Source organism: Mycobacterium asiaticum (assembly GCF_001673365.1).
Taxonomy (GTDB): Bacteria; Actinomycetota; Actinomycetes; order Mycobacteriales; family Mycobacteriaceae; genus Mycobacterium; species Mycobacterium asiaticum_A.
This window is the reverse complement of sequence record NZ_LZLS01000198.1, coordinates 38,999-59,070: the sequence shown is the minus strand read 5'-3', so window position 1 is coordinate 59,070 and position 20,072 is coordinate 38,999. Positions and strand designations below refer to the sequence as shown.

Genomic DNA, 20,072 nt, shown 5'->3' with positions numbered 1-20,072 from the left:
CCGCATCTCGTCGATAGGTTGATCCTGGTGGGCGCCGGCGGCGTCACCAAGGACGTCAACATCGCCCTACGGTTCGCATCCCTGCCGATGGGCTCAGAAGCGTTGGCACTGCTGCGCCTGCCGTTGGTGTTGCCGGCTGTTCAGTTGCTGGGTCAGTTGGCGGGACTGGCTCTGGGTTCGACGGCGCTCGGCCGGGATCTGCCGAACATGCTGCGAATCCTCAATGACCTACCCGAACCGACAGCGTCGTCGGCTTTTACCCGCACCCTGCGGGCCGTGGTGGACTGGCGCGGACAGATCGTCACCATGCTGGATCGGTGTTATCTGACGGAAGCGATTCCCGTGCAGATCATTTGGGGCCAGAAAGACTCGGTGATCCCGGTGCGGCATGCTCACCTGGCGCACGCGGCCATGCCCGGCTCTCGACTCGAAATCTTCGAAGACTCATCGCATTTCCCGTTCCACGACGATCCGGCCAGATTCCTGGACATCGTGCAACGCTTCATCGACACCACCGAACCGGCCGCTTACGACCAGGACGCACTTCGGGCGTTGCTGCGCAGCGGCGGCGGTGAGTGGACGGTCTCCGGGCCGACCGACACCCGGGTCGCGGTACTGAACGCCATGGGAGCCGACGAGCGCAGCGCCACCTGATTCGCGGTCCGTACAGTCGGTGCCATGAGCATTGGCGTGACCGTGTTGCGCGTCTTCACCGACCCGGACGGGAACTTCGGAAACCCGCTGGGTGTGGTTGACGCCAGTTTGGTCGACCTCGACGACAGGCAGCGACTGGCGAACCAATTGGGTTACAGCGAAACGATTTTCGTGGAGATTCCGGATGATGGAGCGACCACGGCGCACGCGACCATCTATACCCCGCGCACTGAACTACCCTTCGCCGGCCATCCATGCGTCGGAGCGTCGTGGTGGCTGGCCGAGCGGGGCACACCGATCAACACGCTGCAGGTGCCGGCAGGCCTGGTGCAAGTGAGCTACTCCGACGATTTGACCGCGATCAGCGCACCAGCAGAGTGGGCACCAGAATTCGCAATCCACGATCTGGACTCGCCGCAGGACGTCGCCGCCGCCGACCCTGCCGATTTTCCCGACGATGTGGCGCACTATCTGTGGGCATGGACGGACCGGGATGCCGGGGCGCTGCGTTCGCGGATGTTCGCCGCCAACCTGGGAGTCGCCGAGGACGAAGCGACCGGGTCGGCAGCTGCCCGGATCACCGAGTATCTGAGTCGCGATCTGATGATCACCCAGGGTCGGGGTTCTACGATTGAAACCAGATGGAGCCCGCAGGGGTGGGTTCAGGTTGCCGGTCGAGTGGTCAATGCCGGTGTGCGGCAAGTTGATTGACTACCTAACTCAGGTCTCTCGGCGCAGCACCGCGGCCAAATGATGCTGCAGGGGTTGGCCGACCGCACCCATTCGCAGTGAATACGAAAGCTCCTCGGCATCGATGCGAAACGAGCGGCTAAGTGCGGCCACCTCTTTGGCCGTCGGGGCCAAACCGATATCGCTAGTGTTCAATTCAATTTCGATGACGCCGTCGCTGACGGAGTACGTGCCCACCTCGATTTCGGTGATACCGCTGGGATGCGCGAGTACCAACTCGACATGGCCAGGCTGCGGCACCCGTAGATATCCCGCCTCGGCGTGGAGGGGTTTCCCGTCTGCCACCGACCTGGTCTTTTGGCCGTAGACCAAAAACGGCTTGCCCACGTGGGAAAACGCGACTTCCTCGAAGTATTCGAACGACTCGATCGTCGGATACTCCCCGGCCCCGCGGCCCTTCCAGGTTCCCAGCAGCGGTGTCAGTGCCTCGAGGTTGGGGTGTAGGTCTGGCGGCATGAACAGCAGCCTAGCCCCGCGGTTCAGCCCGAAGTCGGCACGTCGCGGTGAGCACGCAGCGCCTCGATCTCACGCTCGAAATCGTCGGCCGACGAAAAGGACCGGTACACCGAGGCGAACCGCAGGTAGGCCACCTCGTCAAGTTCGCGCAACGGACCCAGGATCGCCAAACCGACCTCGTTGCTGGGCACTTCGGGCCCGGCGGCTCGCACGGCGTCCTCCACCTGCTGGGCCAGCACGTTCAACGCGTCGTCGTCGACCTGCCGACCCTGGCAGGCCCGGCGCACGCCGCTGATGACCTTCTCCCGGCTGAATGGCTCGGTGACTCCACTGCGTTTGACCACTGCCAATACGGCGGTCTCCACCGTGGTGAACCGGCGGCCACACTCCGGGCATGACCGTCGGCGGCGAATTGCCTGGCCCTCATCGGTTTCGCGCGAATCGATCACCCGCGAGTCCGGGTGTCGGCAAAACGGGCAGTGCATGGCCGCTCCTTTGCCGTGCCGACATCGCTGGTACCGCAGAACACCCCGAGAGTACCCGCGCGTTCCGTGGCGGGCCAACGCCGGCACGGTGTGCCGAGGACCGTTGGCACAGAGCGCTATTCACCGTCGACCCAAGACGATCTCAGCCCACCGGTGCGATCAAGGTCTGCCCCGCCGACACGGCATTCGAATCCAGCGCATTCAGGTCGCGAATGCGTTCGACCACGTCGCGAACCGGCGCGCCCGGCGCCACCCGCGCAGCCAGCTGCTGTAGCGACTCCCCCGGTTCCACCCGCACGACCGCCAGTGCTGCCGGTACGGCGGCGGAGGTATCGGCGGCTTCGTTCGTCATGCTGCCGAAATTTGCCATCAGCCCCAACCAGAGGGTGATGACCCCGGCAAGCAGCGCCAGGCCTACCGTCGTGGCGACCGAGACCGGGCGCCTACGGTGCGGCGCAGTCGACATGGCGACGCCGGTGCCGTGATACCGCAGCGGCCCGCCGCCCGGGCGCGACGGACCAGGTCGATTGTGCCTGGCCTGCCCGGTGCGGTAGTACGGCGATTCGCTGACCGGCCTGTTAACGGGCCGGTTCCGTCGAGTAGCGCCGGTGCCGTTGCAGGTGCGCTGCGGTCCCGCGTAGCTGATTGTCATCTCGTTGCCTCCGGTCGACTAACTATCGCTCGTGCGTTCGACCCTAGTCGCTCACATGTTCGATATCGAACACCTGAGCGATGCGTGTCGTGCGAGCAAAACGGTAGACCTACCCACCGACAAGGGTTTGTCGGTGCAACCAGCTGGATAGATCTCGGATACCCGATCGATCTGGAAGTTACACATTTGTGATTCACCCGAATCGTCCGAGATCGGCGGGCTGCCTCGGCGCTGGGGACACGCCGGTCGAACACATGTTTGATTCTGTGCTCGCGGACGGTTACATTCAGATCCATGAGCGACAGCAACGATCCCCCGGCAGACAGCCGTTTGCATGCAGTCGATTCCACGTTGACCGAGCGGCAGCGAACCATCTTAGAAGTCATCCGTGCGTCGGTGACCACCCGCGGATATCCGCCGAGTATCCGCGAGATCGGCGACGCCGTCGGTTTGACATCGACATCTTCGGTGGCGCACCAACTACGCACCTTGGAACGCAAGGGTTACCTGCGCCGAGATCCGAACCGGCCGCGCGCTGTTGATGTCCGCGGCGCCGATGACACGGTGACACCACCGATGACCGACGTGGCCGGCTCGGATTCATTGCCGGAGCCCACCTTCGTGCCCGTGCTGGGCCGCATCGCCGCCGGCGGTCCCATCCTGGCCGAGGAGGCCGTGGAAGACGTCTTTCCGCTACCGCGGGAACTGGTCGGCGAGGGAACGCTGTTCCTGCTCAAGGTGGTCGGTGACTCGATGGTCGAAGCCGCCATCTGCGACGGCGACTGGGTGGTAGTGCGTCAACAGAACGTCGCCGACAACGGCGACATCGTGGCCGCCATGATCGAGGGCGAGGCCACCGTCAAGACGTTCAAACGGGCTGGCGGCCAGGTATGGCTGATGCCGCACAACCCCGCTTTCGATCCGATCCCCGGCAACGACGCAACTGTGCTCGGAAAGGTTGTGACCGTTATCCGCAAGGTCTAGTCGGCCCGGACGAAACCGTTGGCCTGAGCCACTTCCTCGTCGGCAAACCAGAGTTCAGCCAGGGTGTCGTGGTACAGCGCACTGCTCGGCGTGTAGTACAGGCCGAATCGGGCGCTGGCCTTGATCGGGTAGCCGTCCGGTGCGCGGTAGGGATCGTCGGCGAGCGGTAGGTGAATGGTCGGGCGCACTGTTGCGTTCTGCTGGCCAGCGTCCCCGGGAGCACCCGCCTCTGCTGCGTCCGACAACGCCGAGGTGTCAGCAGCTGCGTGTCGCCCCTTGCGGATCTCGGCAGTGGGAGCGGCATCGGTGTCCAGGGGTGCCACCACCGGTTCCACTTGAACGGGTTCTTCTTCCGGGACGTCCGCGGGCGGGTAGAAGTTGTCCGGCAGGTCTTCGTCGGCAAAAGTTTCCGGACCATCGACCTCGGAGACCGGGCCAATCGGTTCGTGGGTCTGCGGCACTGACACCTCCGGCGCGAAGGTCTCCGGCGTGACCGTTTGCCAGACCTCCGGCTCGGGTTCGACGGGCTCACCGAAGGCGCCGCGAGTCACGATGGGCGTGGGAGTGGTATCCACTGAATCGGGGTCTTCGTCTTCCTCGAATTCCTCAGCGCCTGCCTCAGCGCCGTTGTACTCGTCCCACCGCTGCGCGTCACGCGCGTCGCCCGACGGATACTCGTCGGAAAATGTTTCCTCGTGCTCCTCGAAGTGCTCCTCGAAATGGTCGTCGCCGTAGCCAGCCTCGTCCTGGTCCGCCGCCGTCCCGGCCCCTCTGGGCCAGCTGACCCGCGGCGCCAAGCCGAGATCCGGCGCGACATGCGTGTCCGGATGCTGGTCGCGATGATCATCGGGGGGCGGAAACCGTTCGGAACCGAAGTCCATGTCGTCATGCGGCCAGCCCTCGTCAGCCAGATGATCGGGGTCCCTGGCTAACTCGTGGCCTCGGTCGCGGCCTAAGTCGTATTCGTAGCCCGCCACATCCCGTCCGGCGCGACGGCGCCGCAGGCCCAACACCACCAACAAGGTCATCAGCAGGAGCAGCAGCACCGGTACGGCTGCCACTAACCACCACCAGTGGAAGGCGAACTTCTTGCCCGGTGGAGGTGCCGCCGAATTGCTGGGCTGGTTTTGCCCGGACACCTGCAACCCGGACAGCAGCGGCGCCAGATTTGCCGGATCGGTGGTGAAGGTGTTCTTAGCCCGATTCCAGGAGACCTTGCCACCGGTGAACTTCTGCGAAACCACATCGCCGTCCACGGTCTGGTCGGCTACCGGAGCCCCCAGCTTGCCGGTGGCGCCTTTGAGCTTGTCCCAGGCCGCTTTCATCGCACCGCGCACGACGAATGCGCCGTGGTCCGGCGTCCAGAAGATCGCGGGCTTGTCGGCTGCGGAGAACGTGGCAACCCGGCTCGCCGGCGTGATTCCGCCGTCAGCCTCGTTGGCAACCGGAAAACCCAGGTCGCTGTTGACCGGCCCGCCCAGCGATTCGTACTTCTGCAGAATCGCCCCCTCCACGGCATTCGCGCCGGTGGCAGGGCTGAAGAAGATCTTGCCGCCGTTGAACTCCTGGACGATGCCGTCGCCACCGATCGGGTTTGGGGCGCCCTTCTTGGCCCCGAGCGGGCCGTTCGCCCCGCCGGCAGCCCGCCAAGCCATGTTGATCGCCGCCGCCGGGTCGATCGCTACCTGCAGACCCTTCAATTGTTCGGCCAGATTGGGCGGGTTGGTGGTGAACTCCTTGCTCTTGCGGTTCCAGGACACCTGCCCGCCGGTGAACTTCTGCGAGGCAACCTCACCGTCGTAGGTCTCGTCCCCGGTCGGCGCACCGAGGACACCGCCGGAACTACCGAGCTTGTCCCAGGCGGCGTTGAGTGCGCCGCGCACTACGAACGCGCCGTGATCGGGTGTCCAGAAGATCACCGGGTTGTCGCTGGCGGCGAAGGTGCTCACCCGGCTGTCGGGTCCAGCCAGACCGGGAACCTCGTTGATGGTCGGGAAGCCCAGATCGCTGTTCGCCGGACCGCCGAGCGACTCGTACTTGTCCAGGATCGGGCCGAACATGAACTTGGCCCCGGTGGCCGGGGTGAAGTACATCTTGCCGCCGTCGAAATCCAGCGCGAAGCCGTCGCCGATGGGGTAGACGTCGCCTTTGCGGGCGCCCAGCGTCGACGTGTCGCCGCCGGCCTTCTCCCAAGCGGCCATCATGGCTGCCTCGGCGTCGCCGATCGGAGACGCGGACGCGGCAGGCGCCAACAGCGCTGTGGTCAACCCGAGGGTCAACCCGGCGGCCAGCGCGATGGCCGCCAAGCCCACCCACGCTCGCCCTACCAGCTTGCTCACATGACCCCTCTGCCCGTTCACCAAGCCTCCCAGCCGATGCCCTGCCCACCCGGCGAGCCGGCGGATCTACCGCCGTGGGCCGTCCTCCAGCAACGATTCGCATCGTCACCGGCCTCGCACAACTTTGCTTTAGCGAACGAAAAAAGCGAAGTCCAATCGTGCATATTACGGAAACGGATACCGAGCCGATGTCTAAACGATGCCGTGCCGCGCTCGTGTCGCGAGAAAGTGGATCGCGACTGTCCGGCCTCGTCCGGCGTCTCACGCTGGGTCGGTTCATCGGCGCGCAGCGGCGCAGCCAAGCCGGTCAGGTACGCAGAGACCACGTGCCGACGCTACGCGAGGCCGACCTCCGGTCGATAGCAGGTCCGCGACGAAACCGGCCCGAGATCAACCGACTCAGACACCGAGGCCGCGGCCGATGATCTCCTTCATGATCTCCGTGGTGCCGCCGTAGATCGTCTGCACCCGGGCATCCAGATACGCACGGGCAACGGTGTATTCGCGCATGTAGCCGTACCCGCCGTGCAACTGCAGGCAACGGTCGATCAGGTGAACCTGCTTCTCGGTGGAATACCACTTGGCCATCGCGGCCTGCTCGGCCGTGAGCTTTCCGTCCAAGTGCAGGGCGAGGAAGTTGTCCACCATGATGCGTACCACGGTGGCCTCGGTGGCCAATTCGGCCAGCAGGAAGCGGCTGTTCTGGAAGTTGCCGATCGACTTGCCAAATGCCTTGCGTTCCTTGGTGTATTGCAGCGTCTCCTCGAGCACCGACTCCATGGCCGAAGCGGCCATGACGGCGATGTTGATGCGTTCCTGCGGCAGGTTCTGCATCAGGTAGATGAAGCCCATGCCCTCCTCACCGAGGAGGTTTTCGGCGGGCACCTTCACATCGCTGAACGACAGCTCGGCGGTGTCCTGGGCGTCCAGACCGATCTTGTCCAGGTGGCGGCCGCGCTCGAAGCCCTCCATGCCGCGCTCGACGACCAGCAAACTGAAGCCCTGCGCGCCTTTCTCGGGGTCGGTCTGAGCCACCACGATCACCAGATCGGAATTGATGCCGTTGGTGATGAACGTCTTGGAGCCGTTAAGGATGTAGTGGTCACCCTGCTTGACGGCGCGGGTCTTGATGCCCTGCAGGTCGCTACCGGTTCCCGGCTCGGTCATCGCGATCGCCGTGATCAGTTCACCGGTGCAGAACTTGGGCAGCCAGCGCTGTTTCTGCTCCTCATTGGTGAGCTTGAGCAGATACGGCGCTACCACGTCGTTGTGCAAGCCGAAACCGAGTCCGCTGTAGCGGCCGATGACGGTTTCCTCGGTGACGATGGTGTTGTAGCGGAAATCGGGATTGCCACCGCCGCCGTACTCCTCGGGGACGGCCATGCCCAGGAACCCCTGCTTGCCGGCCTCCAGCCACACGCCGCGGTCGACAATCTTGGCCTTCTCCCAGTCGTCGTGATACGGCGCGACGTGGCGATCGAGGAAGCCGCGGTAGGACTCGCGGAACAGATCGTGCTCGGGTTCGAAAAGTGTGCGCTGGTACTTGACGGCACTGCCCATGGTTACCCCTTTGGCGAAAGCGACTCTGCGCCCAAGATATACCAACCGGGCGGTTGGTCGGCAATCGGCGTGGGCCGCAAGTTGACCGACAGCACGCTCGTTTCGGAATACCGTCCCGAAGTTCGCTGCGCGGCTACACCTCAGGGCCGAATTCCCGTAGTGCCGCGGCAAGAGCTACCGGCACGCGGGCTCGGATCCGGGTGCCGTCTGCCTGGTGATCTGCTTGCTGCACCCGCCCGTCGGAGTGCACGCGGGCAACCAGGTCGCCGCGGTCGTACGGGATCACCACGTCGACCGGGGTATCGGTCGGCACCGCGAGCTCGGCCATCCGCTGCCGCAGCGCGTCGATGCCGTCTCCGGTACGGGCCGAGACGAAGACCGCACCCGGCAGTTCGTGGCGCAGCTGAGCAAGCATCAGGTTGCCGGCCGCGTCGATCTTGTTCACCACCACCAACTCCGGCGGTGCGTCGGCCCCGTGATCGGCGACAACGTCGGAAATGACTTGACGGACCGCGCTGATCTGGGCCAGCGGGTTGACGTCGGACCCATCGACGACGTGCACCAACAGGTCGGCGTCGACGACTTCCTCCAGAGTGGAACGAAACGCCTCCACCAACTGCGTGGGCAGGTGCCGCACGAAACCGACGGTGTCGGTTAGAACGAAGGGCCGACCGTCGTCAAACTCGGCGCGCCGGGTGGTGGGCTCCAGGGTGGCGAACAGCGCGTCCTGCACCAGTACGCCGGCGCCGGTCAGCGCGTTGAGCACGCTGGATTTGCCGGCGTTGGTGTAGCCGACGATGGCGATCGACGGCATGTCGGCGTGCAGTCGACGACTGCGTTGGGTGTCGCGGACCTGCTTCATGGCCCTGATTTCGCGGCGCAGCCTGGACATGCGCTCGCGGATGCGGCGCCGGTCGGTCTCGATCTTGGTCTCACCGGGACCACGAAGACCAACGCCGCCGCCACTGCCTCCGGCGCGACCGCCGGCCTGCCGCGACATCGACTCACCCCAGCCGCGCAGCCTGGGCAACATGTACTCCATTTGCGCCAGCGATACCTGCGCCTTGCCTTCTCGGCTGGTGGCGTGCTGGGCGAAGATGTCCAAGATCAGCGCGGTCCGATCGATGACTTTGACCTTGACGGCCTTCTCCAGCGCGGTCAGCTGGGCCGGTGACAGCTCACCGTCGCAGATGACGGTGTCCGCGCCGGTGGCGATCACCACCTCGCGGAGCTCCTGCGCCTTGCCCGAGCCGATGTAGGTGGACGGGTCGGGCCGGTCGCGGCGCTGGATGAGACCTTCGAGCACCTGAGATCCGGCGGTTTCGGCCAGCGCCGCCAGCTCAGCCATGCTGGCATGGTTGTCGGCCGCGCTGCCTTCGGTCCACACGCCGACCAGCACCACGCGTTCCAGCCGCAGCTGGCGGTACTCGACCTCGGAGACGTCGGCGAGTTCGGTCGACAGCCCGGCGACGCGGCGCAGTGCGGATCGGTCTTCGAGCGCAAGCTCACCGAGGCTCGGGATGGATTCTGGTGTGCCCGGGTCGGGCGAATCTGGATAAGTCATAGGCAGTTTCGATGGTGGCACGTTGTGCAACGCCGTGCACCTGAATAAATCAGGCCAGCGTGTCCCACCAGCCGTCGTCGATTTCGCCGCGGGCCACCAAGATCGAAGGCCCGCGCAGGAAGCTGGTCGAGTCGGCGACCGTGACGGTGACGTCGCCGCCGGGGACGCGCACGGTGAGGGTGCCGGTTTCGGCCCCCGTGCTGGCGAGCGCGGCGACCGCGGCCGCCACTGTTCCGGTACCGCACGAGCGCGTTTCGCCGACGCCGCGTTCGTGCACGCGCATGTGGACCACCGAGTCGGTCGGTGCCGTCAGCACCTCGACATTGACCCCTTCGGGGAACTGAACATGATCGAACTCGACCGGGGCGCCGACATCCAAAGCTGCCAGCTCGTCGAGGCTGAGCGCCGGATCGACACAAGCCAGGTGTGGGTTGCCGACGTCGACGGCCAGACCGGCGAACCGCCGGCCGCCGACGAGCGCTTCGAAGGCCGGTCCCCCGCTGCCCAGTTTGTTGGCTTTGCCCATGTCGACGCTGATATCGGCGCTGGTTGGGCCGACGTGCTGCAGCGTGACCAGCCGGGGTCCGGCGAGTGAGCCGACGACGAACTCGTCGCGCGGCTCCAACCCGCTGGCCTGTAGGTAGTGCGCGAAGACCCGCACCCCGTTGCCGCACATCTGCGCGATCGATCCGTCGGCGTTGCGGTAGTCCATGTACCAGTCGTCGTCGCGGACGCCTTCGGGCGCGCGATCGAGGACGCCGGCGTTGACCGCCGCGCCTGCGGTGGTGACCCGCAGGACGCCGTCGGCGCCCAGCCCCCGTCGCCGGTCACACAGCGCCGCGACCCGCACAGCGGTCAGGTCGGTCCGGCAATCCAGATCGGGCAGCAGCACGAAGTCATTCTCGGTGCCGTGGCCCTTGGCAAAGATCATCGGGAAATCACCAGCTCAGGATACGTGCCGCCAGACCCGCAGCGCGTCCTCGACGGCGTTGGTCGCGGCCGGATCGATCCAGTGCACCCGGTGATCGCGCCGGAACCACGAGCGTTGGCGCCGCACGTAGCGGCGGGTGCCGATGAAGGTTTGTTCCTGCGCTTCCTGCAGCAGGCCCGCCGCGCCGCCCGCATCCAAGGCCGCGATCACCTGGGCATAGCCCAGTGCTCGCGATGCGGTGACGCCGTCGCGCAGGCCGCGGTCGAGCAGCGTACGCACCTCCTCGACCAGCCCGGCGGCAAACATCTGCTCGGTGCGCCGCGCTAGTCTCTCATCGAGAACGGTTGTCTCACAATCTAATCCGATGATCGACGCGCCCCAGCGGGGTTCGCCGATGCGTGGCGCGGACGCGGCGAACGGCTGGCCGGTGAGCTCGATGACCTCCAGCGCACGCACCGTGCGGCGGCCGTCGGTCGGATTGATCGTTGCTGCCGCAACCGGGTCCCGGCGAGCCAGCTCGGCATGCAGCGAGCCGACGCCGATCTCGGCGAGCCGCTGTTCCCAGCGCGCACGCACGGCCGGATCCGTCGCGGGAAACGACCAGTTGTCGAGCAGCGATTGCAGGTAGAGCATCGATCCGCCGACCACGATCGGCACCGCTGCCCGGGCCCTGATCGCCTCGATGTCGGCGACGGCAGCTTGTTGATAGCGGGCGACAGTTGCGGTCTCGCTGACATCGAGCACGTCGAGTTGATGATGCGGGATGCCGCGGCGCTGGTCGACGGGCAGTTTGGCCGTCCCGATGTCCATGCCGCGATAGAGCTGCATCGCGTCGGCATTCACAATCTCGGCAGCGATCTCGCCCCGGAGCGCTTCGGCGACCTCGAGCGCCAGTTGCGATTTGCCGGTACCCGTAGGGCCGATGATGGCCAGCGGTCTCACGGTTGCCAGACGCCGACGAAGTAGCCGACACCGTAGGGGGCGCCACGGTAGAACTCTTTGGTCGATCGCGGTCCCGGTTCGGCGAGGCCGGCCAGCACCGCAAAGGCCACCCGGCCCAGCACCGGTTCGGGCAGCGCGGCCAGCGCGTCGACGTCGCCGCGGGCCAGCGCGTCGTCCAAGAGCTGCTGCGCGGCCGCGGCCTCGGGCTGGTAGCCGCCGGGGGCCTGCGGTGTCAGGGTGTTGACGCCGTCCGCGACGATCAACACCCCGATCGGGTCGGGTTCGCGGTCGATCTCGGCGCGCAATTGACGGCCGTAGGCCAGGGCCGTGGCCGTGGCCGTGGCCGTGGCCGTGGCCGGATCCGGGTCCGCGGGATAGACACGCACCTGCACGCAGCCATCCGGGCGGGCCTGGCCGCGTACCCAGCCCGCGATCAGCGCGGGCAGGGGCCAGTCACCGAGGACCGCGGGTTCCTGCCGTGCGGGATCCTGCGGCGCCAGCCGCACCGGCACATCGACACCGAAGCCGGCAAAGGTACCGACGCCTTCCGGCCCAATCACCGAGCCAGCCCGTCCGGCGCCCACCGCGATCCAGCGCGCCGGTAACCCGGCGGCGGCGGCGACGGCCGCGGCGACGAGATCGGCGACCTCAGCGGCGGCTGTTCCGACGAGTTCGGGAACAAGCACCGGCGCGCACGGAACGATTGCGATGGCGTCCAGCACGCCACCAAAATATCGTCTGGTCAGCCTCAGGCGGGGGTTGACCTGGCGGCCGGGCCGTCAGTCGCTGTGACGGGATTGGCGACGGGATCGACGGGTTGATCGTCGCCGGTCGGGTGCTCCGGCGGGATCTCGGCCTCGATGGCTTCGGCTTCGCCGCGGGCCAGCGCGACCGTCGCCGCGATCACGACCACCGCCGCTGCCAGCAGCACGAACGCCTCGTAGCCGTCAGCGTCCAGCGTCTCGCCGAGCACGAGAACGCCCAGCACCGCGGCAACGACTGGCTTGGCGACTGTCATCGTCGGCAGCGACGCCGTCAGCGCACCAGCCCGGAACGCTGACTGCTGGAAGATCATCCCGCACAACATCACCACCAACCACGGGATGAACTCCGGGGCGGTCAACGCGGCCAACAGACCTTGCGTGCGCAGGACGTCGACGACGCCCTTGGTCAACACGGCGAACAGTGCCAGCGACGATCCAGAAACCACGGCCAGCAGCACCGCGGCCTGCGGGCGCCCGTGCCACACCTTCGCTGCCACCACGCAGGACAGCAGAATCGGACCCATCACCGCGGCAACGACGATCCAGGTTCCCAACGGGGCGCGGTCGTGTCCGGCGACCGGGTCACCGACCTTGATGACAATCGCCAAGGCGGCGGCCAGCAGGGTCGCCCACACCCACTGCGAACGGGTGATCCGGTGGTGGGCAAGCCGGGCGTAGATGGGTAGGGCGAACAGCAGGGCCGTCACCTGCAGCGTGGTCACCAGCATCACCGACGCCCACACCAGGGCTAACGCCTGCAAGCTGTAGTTGAGGATCGCGCACATGCCGCCTAACCACCAGCGGGTGTCCCGCAGCGACATGCCGAACAATTTGAGGTGGCCGACTTGTTCGTCGGTGATCTCGTGCGCCGAGCGCTGACGGATCACGTCTCCGGTCGCCGAGGCCAGTGCCGCGAACAGCGCGATGATTCCGGCAATCCCAACCATTGACATGGGCGACCCTCAACTCCCGACTTCGCTGCCAGCGTTCCCCCGGTGTTCGCTTGCAGTTCAACTTTCAGCTTATGGACTTGCCTGCACCGTGAACAGTGATTCAGTCCGGGATCGACCTTTCCAAATCGGGCTTTGTAATACCCAGAACCAGCTATGGGACGGCTGTGAAGATCGACACCCATCGTTACGGTACCCGCCGTCGCGGCGTGCCCACCTGCTGCTACGCAACTTGAATTGATTTGTTACCGGGCACGCAAGCCCTGGAAGTCTCAAGAAACGGCGAACTGACCTGCGGTTTTCACCTCGTCGTCGGGGTGGGCCATCATCTCGGCCTCATCACGGGCGAGCGCCACCGTCGCGACGACGACCACCGCCACAGCAACCGCGAGAGTCAACACCTGCCCCTCTCCGGCGTGCACAACTTCCCCGAGCACGGTCACGCCGAGCACCGAGGCGATGACAGGTCGCGAGACGGTGATCGTCGGCAAGGTCGCGGTCAGGGCACCCGCGCGCAACGCGGACTGCTGAAGCATCAGTCCGATCGGGAGCACCACGGCCCAGGCGTAGAACTCCGGGGCGCGCAGCAGAGCCCCGAACCCGTCGCCGAGTTCGGCGACCACACCCTTGGTCAGCACCGTGAACACCGCGAGCGTTGCGGCCGACGCCAGCGCCAACATGACCGCCGACACCGTGCCCGACGTCAGCCGCGCCCCCACCACGCACAGCAGCAAAGCTGGGACCATCACCACGGCGACCACGACCCAGGTGTGCAACGGCGCACGGGCGTACCCCGCAGACGGGTCGCCCGCCAAAACGATTACCGCCACCGCCGCGGCCAGCAAGATCGCCCACATCCATTCCTTGGCGGTACAGCGGTGGTGGGTCAACCGGGCGTCGATCGGCAACGCGAACAGCAGCGCGGTGGCTTGCAGCGACTGCACCAGAACCACCGAACCCATGGTCAAAGCGAGCGCCTGAAATACGAAGCTGCCCATAGCCGCCAGGCTGCCCAGCCACCATTGCGCGTTTTGCAGCGACAGCTGAAAGAGCGTCAGATGGCCGACCTCTTCATCGGTGACTTGTTGGGCGGATCGCTGCAGGATCACGTAGCTGAGCCCGGCCATCAGCGCCGCGCCCAATGCCAGCAACGTCGCGTATTCGACGTTGGCCATTGATGACCTCCCACCGACATCCGGGCCGGAAGCTGTCGAAAACCTCTGTTCGGAGATTCGCTGTCTAATAATGACCCTTGTATGCGCGATAAGCACGGTTACTGCAGTTTTTCTGTTCGAAGCGCGTGGGTGGGCGTCAATTTTTCGACTTGGCCGACGCAACACAGGCAACGGAACGGTCCGAGGATGGATCGAATGCTGCATTATTGGTGCGTTCGCACTGGCAAACAATTAACGTCATGAATGCGTGACCGCGGTTTAGCGTTGCCCGTTTGGTTGAGGAGTCGACGATGAGCTCCGCGCGAGGTTCGCGAGTGGGGACCCGGTTCGGGCCGTACTTCCTCAAGCGCCAGTTGGGCAGTGGCGGCATGGGCGAGGTCTACGAAGCCGTCGACACCGTCCGTCAGCGGGTCGTCGCACTCAAGCTGCTCTCCGAGCGCCTCAGTCACGACCCGGTTTTCCGGATGCGGATGCAGCGCGAGGCGCGCAACGCGGGTCGACTGCAGGAACCCCACGTGGTGCCTATCCACGACTACGGCGAAATCGACGGCCAGCTCTACCTGGACATGCGGCTGATCGAAGGCACTCACCTGGCGCTGCTGCTCGAGCGCTTCGGACCGGTGACGCCGCCTTGGGCGGTGGCGCTGGTGCATCAGATCGCCTCGGCACTCGACGCCGCGCACGCCGCCGGGGTGATGCACCGAGACGTCAAACCGGAGAACATCCTGGTCACCCAGGACGACTTCGTGTACCTGGTGGATTTCGGGATCGCCAGTGCGGCCACCGACGAAAAGCTGACCCAGATCGGAACCGCGGTAGGAACCTGGCGCTACATGGCCCCGGAACGCTTTTCCGACGGCGAGGTGGACCATCGGGCCGACATTTATTCGCTGACCTGCGTGTTGCACGAGTGCTTGACCGGGACGCCGCCCTACCGCGCCGACAGCGCCGGTATGCTGATCACCGCCCATCTGATGGCTCCCATTCCACGTCCCAGCCAGCTGCGCCCCGGTATACCGGTGGCGTTCGACGCGGTAGTCGCGCGCGGCATGGCGAAACGGCCGGAAGATCGCTACGCCAGCGCCGGTGAGTTGGCGACGGCGGCACGTCAAGCACTCAGCGCGCCGCATCAGGCGCAGGAGTTCCGCATACTCAAGCGCAGCGAAGAGGCCGGGCCGCAGCACGACGCGGCGGTCGGCGACGCGACCGCACACATGTCGCTGCCGGCGGACGTCGACGCGGCGCCGGATCCTGAGTCGTTGACGGCCCACCGCGATGTCGAAACGTCGGGGCCGGTGCCCTCCATCGCGTCTTCGCCGGGCGGGCCGCTGGTCCAGCCCGAACCGCTTGCGCCGGCGGTTGAGCTCCCACCACAACGCCGTGAACCCGACCCGACACCCGAACCCGAGCCGGCTCCCCCGCCGCGCCCGTCCGGTCCGTCGCGAACGCGGCGCCCGGCCGCGCTGTCCGCGCGGCTGCGCAACCCGTGGGTCCTGATCGGGGCCATCGCGTTGGTGGTGCTGCTGCTGTTCGCCGCGCAGGGAATCCGGCTCAGCCTGCGTTCGGACTCCCCGTCGGCGACCAAGACCAGCGCGGTCACCTCGACACCGTCAACCGTCACCCAACCGTCGGGGGCCGCCTCGGCGGATGCGCTGGCACGGCTGCTCAGCCTGCTGCCGTTGGGGTATCCGGCGGGCACGTGCAAACCCTTCTTGCCGCCGAAAGATGCCTTGGCCAGGGTGATCTGCGACAAGAACGTCGACCCTGGCGGCCCGGTCCGGGCGATCTTCACGGTGTTCGGCGAAACCGAAACGCTGCGGCAGTTCTTCGACGGACTGTTGCGGACGGACATCATGGTCAACTGCCCTGGCGAGGAAAAGTCGCCCACCGACTGGCACCACGCCGACAGCCCGCAGATGGGCGGCCGGGCGTTCTGTGCGGTCCAGGAAAGCAGCCCGTCGCTGGTCTGGACCAACGAGGCCCAACTGGTGATCGCACTCATCCAGGGCGACCCCGGTGGACCCGGTCTCGAGCAGCTGGACGCTTGGTGGAAAAAGCATCGGTGACCAAAAGGTGGCGGCGCACCGCCTGCCAAGCTGCTTGAATACTTGTTGGAAACCGGTTGGAAACCTGGGCACGGCGGCAGAACCGCGCCCCAGGCGCCGACCGACTAGGTGCCGCTTCGCGCGGCAGCTGCGCGGGAAGTAGACCGCGCGACGGCATAGGGATAGGTGACGAGCGCGATGAAGGGTGACGAAACCCGCACTGACGCAGCAGATCCGGTGACTGAACCGGCTCCCGCCTCGGGACCGGCGCCCGGACCACGCCCGGGGCCTACGGTGCGGCCGGGCGCCAGTCCGGGTCCCCGCCCGGGGCCCCGGCCTCACCCAAGGCCGACCTCCCGAACCGGCACACACCCGGTGCCGGGGCCGCCGCCCAGCGATCCACACCGCTTCGGACGCGTCGACGACGACGGGACGGTATGGCTGATCAGCGCTTCCGGTGAGCGCGTCATCGGCTCCTGGCAAGCGGGTGACGCCGAAGCGGCGTTCGCCTATTTCGGTAGGCGCTTCGAGGACCTGAGTACCGAAGTGACCCTGATGGAAGAGCGGTTGATTCAGGGAACCGGGGATCCACGCAAGATCAACGCGAACGCCGGCGCGTTGGCCGATACGTTGCCGACTGCGTGCGTCCTGGGCGATATCGACGCGCTCGCTCGCCGCTTGTCCGATATCCGGGCCCGCATCGACGTTTATGTCACCGCGCATCGCTCCCGGCGCGACGAGCACCGGGCCGCGCAGACCGCCCGCAAGGAGGCCCTGGCCGCCGAGGCCGAGGAACTGGCCGCCAGCTCCACGCAGTGGAAGATTGCCGGCGATCGGCTGCGCGCAATCCTGGACGAGTGGAAGACGATCACCGGCCTGGACCGCAAAGTCGACGACGCCCTGTGGAAGCGCTACTCCGCAGCCCGCGAGACGTTCAACCGGCGCCGGGGCTCCCATTTCGCCGAACTCGACCGGGAGCGGTCGGGTGTGCGCCAATCCAAAGAACGACTGTGTGAGCGCGCCGAGGCGCTGTCCGACTCGACGGACTGGACCGCTACCAGCGCGGAGTTCCGCAAGCTGCTCACCGAGTGGAAGGCAGCCGGGCGCGCCAGCAAGGACGTCGACGACGCGCTATGGCGCCGTTTCAAGGGTGCGCAGGACACGTTTTTCACCGCCCGAAACGCCGCCACCGCCGAGAAGGACGCCGAATTCCGGGCTAACGCTGCCGCCAAAGAAGCGCTGCTCGCCGAGGCCGAGAAGCTCGACACCAGCAACCACGACGCCGCACGGGCCGCGTTGCGGACCATTGCCGACAAGTGGGATGCAATCGGCAAGGTGCCGCGGGAACGGTCCGCCGAGCTCGAGCGGCGACTGCGCGCGGTAGAGAAAAAAGTCCGCGAAGCAGGCGAATCGGACTGGGCCGACCCGCAGGCGCAGGCCCGCGCCGAACAGTTCCGCGCCCGCGCCGAGCAGTTCGAACAGCAAGCCGCCAAGGCCGCGGCGGCCGGCAAGACCAAGGACGCCGAGAAAGCCCAGGCCAACGCCGCGCAGTGGCGGCAGTGGGCCGAGGCCGCTGCCGAGGCGCTGACCCGCAGGTCTTAGCGGTCTTCCGGGCCGGTCGCGGCGGGCGGCGGTGCGCCGTTTTCGGGCTCGCGCGTCTGGGGGTCCGGTGGGGCGTCGGGTTGCACGCTGTCGAGCAGCGTCCGCGACTGGGCCTGCGCGACGACGCGGCGGCGCTCCTCCTCGGCGGCCAACTGCACAATGGTGCGCTGCCAGACCACCCGAGCCCAGTGAAAAGTCAACAGAATCACGGTGATCCACGCGACTATCAACCCGATACCCGGCCCGGGTTGACCGGGGGGCACGGTCTGACGCGACCAGACCGCCAATAGACCGGTGGCGCTGGCCAGCATGGAACCCGCCAACGCCACCCATGCCACCGCCCAGCGGCGGGTCAGCAAGGCCAGTATCGAGAAGCCGACGCTGAACACCAGCGTCAGCCAGATGAAGACCTGCGAGGGCAACAAGACACCGGCGTGGTTGGCACCGTGGCTGCCGAACAGCACGTCCCAGCCGCGCACATTGCCGGTGTGCGGCAGCGCGAACGATCCGACCAGCACAAAGACCAGAATTGCGACGACCAGAGCCCTGGCACCCGGCTCGATCTCGCGCGCGACCCGGCGTTCTGCCGCCTCGATTTCAGCCCGGTAGGCGTCGAATTCCGCCACGTGCACTTCTCCGTTCATCCGCTTATCGGCCGCAACCGGCCGGCTGGGCCACCACGTCGAGGGTGGCCGGTAGGCCGACACCCGGCATGCCCAGACCGACGCCGCTCGGACGCCGGCCGGCCGCATGCGCGTCGCCGGCGCGGGTGCGGCGGTGGGTCAGGATGCCGGCATCGGCGATCAAGTGGTGCGGCGCGGCCTCGGTGACTCGGGTGGTGATGATGTCGCCGGGTCGCACGAGCTGCTCGCCGGCCGCAAAATGCACCAGCCGACCGTCTCGCGCGCGACCGCTCATGCGTGCCGTCCGCGCATCCTTGCGTCCTTCGCCGGTGGCGACGAGCAACTCGACGGTCTGACCGACCAGTGCGCTGTTGTGTTCGAGGGAGATCTTTTCCTGCAATGCCACCAGCCGCTCATAGCGTTCCTGCACGACGGCTTTGGGCAGTTGATCGGGCAGATCGGCGGCCGGGGTGCCGGGCCGCTGCGAGTACTGGAAGGTGAACGCGGCCGCGAACCTGGCTTGGGCCACCACGTCGAGGGTGGCCGCGAAGTCCGCTTCGGTCTCGCCAGGAAAGCCCACGATCAGGTCGGTGGTGATGGCGGCGTGCGGCATAGCCGCCCTCACGCGTTCGATGATGCCCAGGTAGCGCTCCGCGCGATAAGAGCGCCGCATGGCCCGCAGGATGCGGTCCGACCCGGACTGCAACGGCATGTGCAGGGCGGGGCAGACGTTGGTGGTCTGCGCCATCGCCTCGATCACGTCGTCGGTGAATTCGGCCGGATGCGGGGAAGTGAACCGGACCCGTTCCAGACCGTCGACCTCGCCGCAAGCGCGCAGCAACTCGGCGAAGGCGCCTCGGTTCCGAGGCGTCGACGGATCGGCGAACGAGACGCCGTAGGCGTTGACGTTCTGCCCCAGCAAGGTGACTTCGAGCACACCGCTGTCGACCAGCGTTTGGACCTCGGCCAGGATGTCGGCCGGATTGCGGTCAACCTCCTTGCCGCGCAGCGACGGAACTATGCAGAACGTGCAGCTGTTGTTGCAGCCGACGGAGATGGATACCCAAGCGGCATAAGCTGATTCGCGGGCACTCGGCAGCGACGACGGGAACTCCTGCAGAGCCTCGGCAATCTCGACCTGCGCTTCGTTGTTGTGCCGCGCCCGCTCCAGCAGCGTGGGTAGCGACCCGATGTTGTGGGTGCCGAAAACCACGTCCACCCAGGGCGCCTTGCGCAGCACGGTGTCACGGTCCTTTTGGGCCAGGCAACCGCCGACCGCAATCTGCATGTTGGGATTGCTGCGCTTGCGCGGCGCCAGGTGGCTGAGGTTGCCGTAGAGCTTGTTGTCGGCGTTTTCCCGTACCGCGCAAGTGTTGAAAACGACGATGTCGGCGTCGGTTCCGTCCTCCGCCCGGCGATAACCGGCGGCCTCGAGCAGGCCCGCGAGCCGTTCGGAATCGTGGACGTTCATCTGGCAGCCGTAGGTGCGGACCTGGTAGGTGCGCGCGGACGCGGCAGGTATCTCACCCACCGCCTGGCCCCCTGGCGCCACCGTCGAAGTCACGGGGCCATGGTACTGGCGACTCTGGCATCGGG

Annotated in this window: 18 protein-coding genes; 5 read left to right on the top strand and 13 right to left on the bottom strand. The window is 66.6% G+C overall.

Annotated elements, in window-relative coordinates; all coding sequences use genetic code 11:
- A partial coding sequence (locus A5634_RS23350) for an alpha/beta fold hydrolase (RefSeq protein WP_172831767.1) occupies positions 1 to 654 on the top strand: 654 nt, incomplete at its 5' end.
- Positions 655 to 678: 24 nt separating this feature from the next.
- Positions 679 to 1,365: a PhzF family phenazine biosynthesis protein gene (locus A5634_RS23345; RefSeq protein ID WP_065146404.1), complete on the top strand. Its 687-nt coding sequence runs from the start codon at positions 679 to 681 to the stop codon at positions 1,363 to 1,365.
- A gap of 9 nt (positions 1,366 to 1,374) precedes the next feature.
- Here A5634_RS23345 and A5634_RS23340 read toward each other — a convergent pair whose 3' ends face one another.
- The 3 genes from A5634_RS23340 to A5634_RS23330 form a co-directional block, all read right to left on the bottom strand.
- A complete protein-coding gene (locus A5634_RS23340; protein ID WP_065146403.1) occupies positions 1,375 to 1,860 on the bottom strand; it encodes a peroxynitrite isomerase in 486 nt (161 codons plus the stop codon).
- 23 nt (positions 1,861 to 1,883) lie between these two features.
- Positions 1,884 to 2,345 (bottom strand): transcriptional regulator NrdR, encoded by a 462-nt coding sequence (gene nrdR / locus A5634_RS23335; RefSeq protein ID WP_065146402.1) that lies wholly within the window; start codon positions 2,343 to 2,345, stop codon positions 1,884 to 1,886.
- Between the two features lie 142 nt (positions 2,346 to 2,487).
- A complete protein-coding gene (locus tag A5634_RS23330; RefSeq protein WP_065146401.1) occupies positions 2,488 to 2,997 on the bottom strand; it encodes a LysM peptidoglycan-binding domain-containing protein in 510 nt (169 codons plus the stop codon).
- Between the two features lie 294 nt (positions 2,998 to 3,291).
- Here A5634_RS23330 and lexA point away from each other — a divergent pair, with 294 nt between their 5' ends.
- Positions 3,292 to 3,981, top strand: coding sequence for a transcriptional repressor LexA (gene lexA, locus A5634_RS23325; protein WP_065146400.1), 690 nt, complete (start codon positions 3,292 to 3,294; stop codon positions 3,979 to 3,981).
- Here lexA and A5634_RS23320 read toward each other — a convergent pair.
- The 8 genes from A5634_RS23320 to A5634_RS23285 all read right to left on the bottom strand — a co-directional run bounded on the left by A5634_RS23320 (position 3,978) and on the right by A5634_RS23285 (position 14,206).
- Positions 3,978 to 6,341, bottom strand: a complete 2,364-nt coding sequence (locus A5634_RS23320) for an LGFP repeat-containing protein (RefSeq protein ID WP_065146399.1) — start codon at positions 6,339 to 6,341, stop codon at positions 3,978 to 3,980. The genes lexA and A5634_RS23320 overlap by 4 nt on opposite strands.
- A gap of 378 nt (positions 6,342 to 6,719) precedes the next feature.
- Entirely contained in the window at positions 6,720 to 7,880 is a 1,161-nt protein-coding gene (locus tag A5634_RS23315) for an acyl-CoA dehydrogenase family protein (protein ID WP_065146398.1), read from the bottom strand.
- Positions 7,881 to 8,013: 133 nt separating this feature from the next.
- Positions 8,014 to 9,444, bottom strand: a complete 1,431-nt coding sequence (hflX, locus tag A5634_RS23310) for a GTPase HflX (RefSeq protein WP_065146397.1) — start codon at positions 9,442 to 9,444, stop codon at positions 8,014 to 8,016.
- A 49-nt stretch (positions 9,445 to 9,493) separates the two neighbouring features.
- Positions 9,494 to 10,375 carry a diaminopimelate epimerase gene (gene dapF, locus A5634_RS23305; RefSeq protein WP_065146396.1) on the bottom strand — a complete coding sequence of 294 codons (882 nt, stop codon included), beginning with the start codon at positions 10,373 to 10,375 and terminating at the stop codon, positions 9,494 to 9,496.
- A 15-nt stretch (positions 10,376 to 10,390) separates the two neighbouring features.
- Positions 10,391 to 11,317 carry a tRNA (adenosine(37)-N6)-dimethylallyltransferase MiaA gene (miaA, locus tag A5634_RS23300; RefSeq protein ID WP_065146395.1) on the bottom strand — a complete coding sequence of 309 codons (927 nt, stop codon included), beginning with the start codon at positions 11,315 to 11,317 and terminating at the stop codon, positions 10,391 to 10,393.
- Positions 11,314 to 12,039: a hypothetical protein gene (locus tag A5634_RS23295; RefSeq protein ID WP_065146394.1), complete on the bottom strand. Its 726-nt coding sequence runs from the start codon at positions 12,037 to 12,039 to the stop codon at positions 11,314 to 11,316. Before A5634_RS23295 ends, miaA begins: the two co-directional genes overlap by 4 nt.
- 26 nt (positions 12,040 to 12,065) lie before the next feature.
- The gene (locus tag A5634_RS23290; RefSeq protein WP_172831766.1) at positions 12,066 to 13,034 is read right to left on the bottom strand and encodes a DMT family transporter; all 969 of its coding nucleotides are present in this window, start codon (positions 13,032 to 13,034) and stop codon (positions 12,066 to 12,068) included.
- A 269-nt stretch (positions 13,035 to 13,303) separates the two neighbouring features.
- Positions 13,304 to 14,206, bottom strand: coding sequence for a DMT family transporter (locus A5634_RS23285; protein WP_065146393.1), 903 nt, complete (start codon positions 14,204 to 14,206; stop codon positions 13,304 to 13,306).
- A 290-nt stretch (positions 14,207 to 14,496) separates the two neighbouring features.
- On the opposite strand from A5634_RS23285, the gene A5634_RS23280 reads away from it, so the two are divergent.
- Positions 14,497 to 16,272 (top strand): serine/threonine-protein kinase, encoded by a 1,776-nt coding sequence (locus A5634_RS23280; protein ID WP_065146392.1) that lies wholly within the window; start codon positions 14,497 to 14,499, stop codon positions 16,270 to 16,272.
- Positions 16,273 to 16,488: 216 nt separating this feature from the next.
- Complete coding sequence (locus tag A5634_RS23275) at positions 16,489 to 17,853, top strand: DUF349 domain-containing protein (RefSeq protein WP_437340008.1); 1,365 nt, start codon at positions 16,489 to 16,491, stop codon at positions 17,851 to 17,853.
- Here the strand turns inward: A5634_RS23275 and A5634_RS23270 are convergent.
- Entirely contained in the window at positions 17,850 to 18,497 is a 648-nt protein-coding gene (locus tag A5634_RS23270) for an Rv2732c family membrane protein (RefSeq protein WP_065146390.1), read from the bottom strand. The two genes, A5634_RS23275 and A5634_RS23270, sit on opposite strands and share 4 nt — an antisense overlap.
- 4 nt (positions 18,498 to 18,501) lie before the next feature.
- Complete coding sequence (gene miaB / locus A5634_RS23265; RefSeq protein WP_065146389.1) at positions 18,502 to 20,040, bottom strand: tRNA (N6-isopentenyl adenosine(37)-C2)-methylthiotransferase MiaB; 1,539 nt, start codon at positions 20,038 to 20,040, stop codon at positions 18,502 to 18,504.
- Positions 20,041 to 20,072: the final 32 nt, after the last annotated feature.

Coding starts and splice junctions, on each gene's coding strand:
- hflX (WP_065146397.1), bottom strand. CDS start 9,444: ATGACTTATCCAGATTCGCCCGACCCGGGCACACCAGAATCCATCCCG.
- A5634_RS23315 (WP_065146398.1), bottom strand. CDS start 7,880: ATGGGCAGTGCCGTCAAGTACCAGCGCACACTTTTCGAACCCGAGCAC.
- A5634_RS23345 (WP_065146404.1), top strand. CDS start 679: ATGAGCATTGGCGTGACCGTGTTGCGCGTCTTCACCGACCCGGACGGG.
- lexA (WP_065146400.1), top strand. CDS start 3,292: ATGAGCGACAGCAACGATCCCCCGGCAGACAGCCGTTTGCATGCAGTC.
- dapF (WP_065146396.1), bottom strand. CDS start 10,375: ATGATCTTTGCCAAGGGCCACGGCACCGAGAATGACTTCGTGCTGCTG.
- A5634_RS23340 (WP_065146403.1), bottom strand. CDS start 1,860: ATGCCGCCAGACCTACACCCCAACCTCGAGGCACTGACACCGCTGCTG.
- A5634_RS23270 (WP_065146390.1), bottom strand. CDS start 18,497: ATGAACGGAGAAGTGCACGTGGCGGAATTCGACGCCTACCGGGCTGAA.
- A5634_RS23280 (WP_065146392.1), top strand. CDS start 14,497: ATGAGCTCCGCGCGAGGTTCGCGAGTGGGGACCCGGTTCGGGCCGTAC.
- nrdR (WP_065146402.1), bottom strand. CDS start 2,345: ATGCACTGCCCGTTTTGCCGACACCCGGACTCGCGGGTGATCGATTCG.
- A5634_RS23290 (WP_172831766.1), bottom strand. CDS start 13,034: ATGTCAATGGTTGGGATTGCCGGAATCATCGCGCTGTTCGCGGCACTG.
- A5634_RS23330 (WP_065146401.1), bottom strand. CDS start 2,997: ATGACAATCAGCTACGCGGGACCGCAGCGCACCTGCAACGGCACCGGC.
- A5634_RS23285 (WP_065146393.1), bottom strand. CDS start 14,206: ATGGCCAACGTCGAATACGCGACGTTGCTGGCATTGGGCGCGGCGCTG.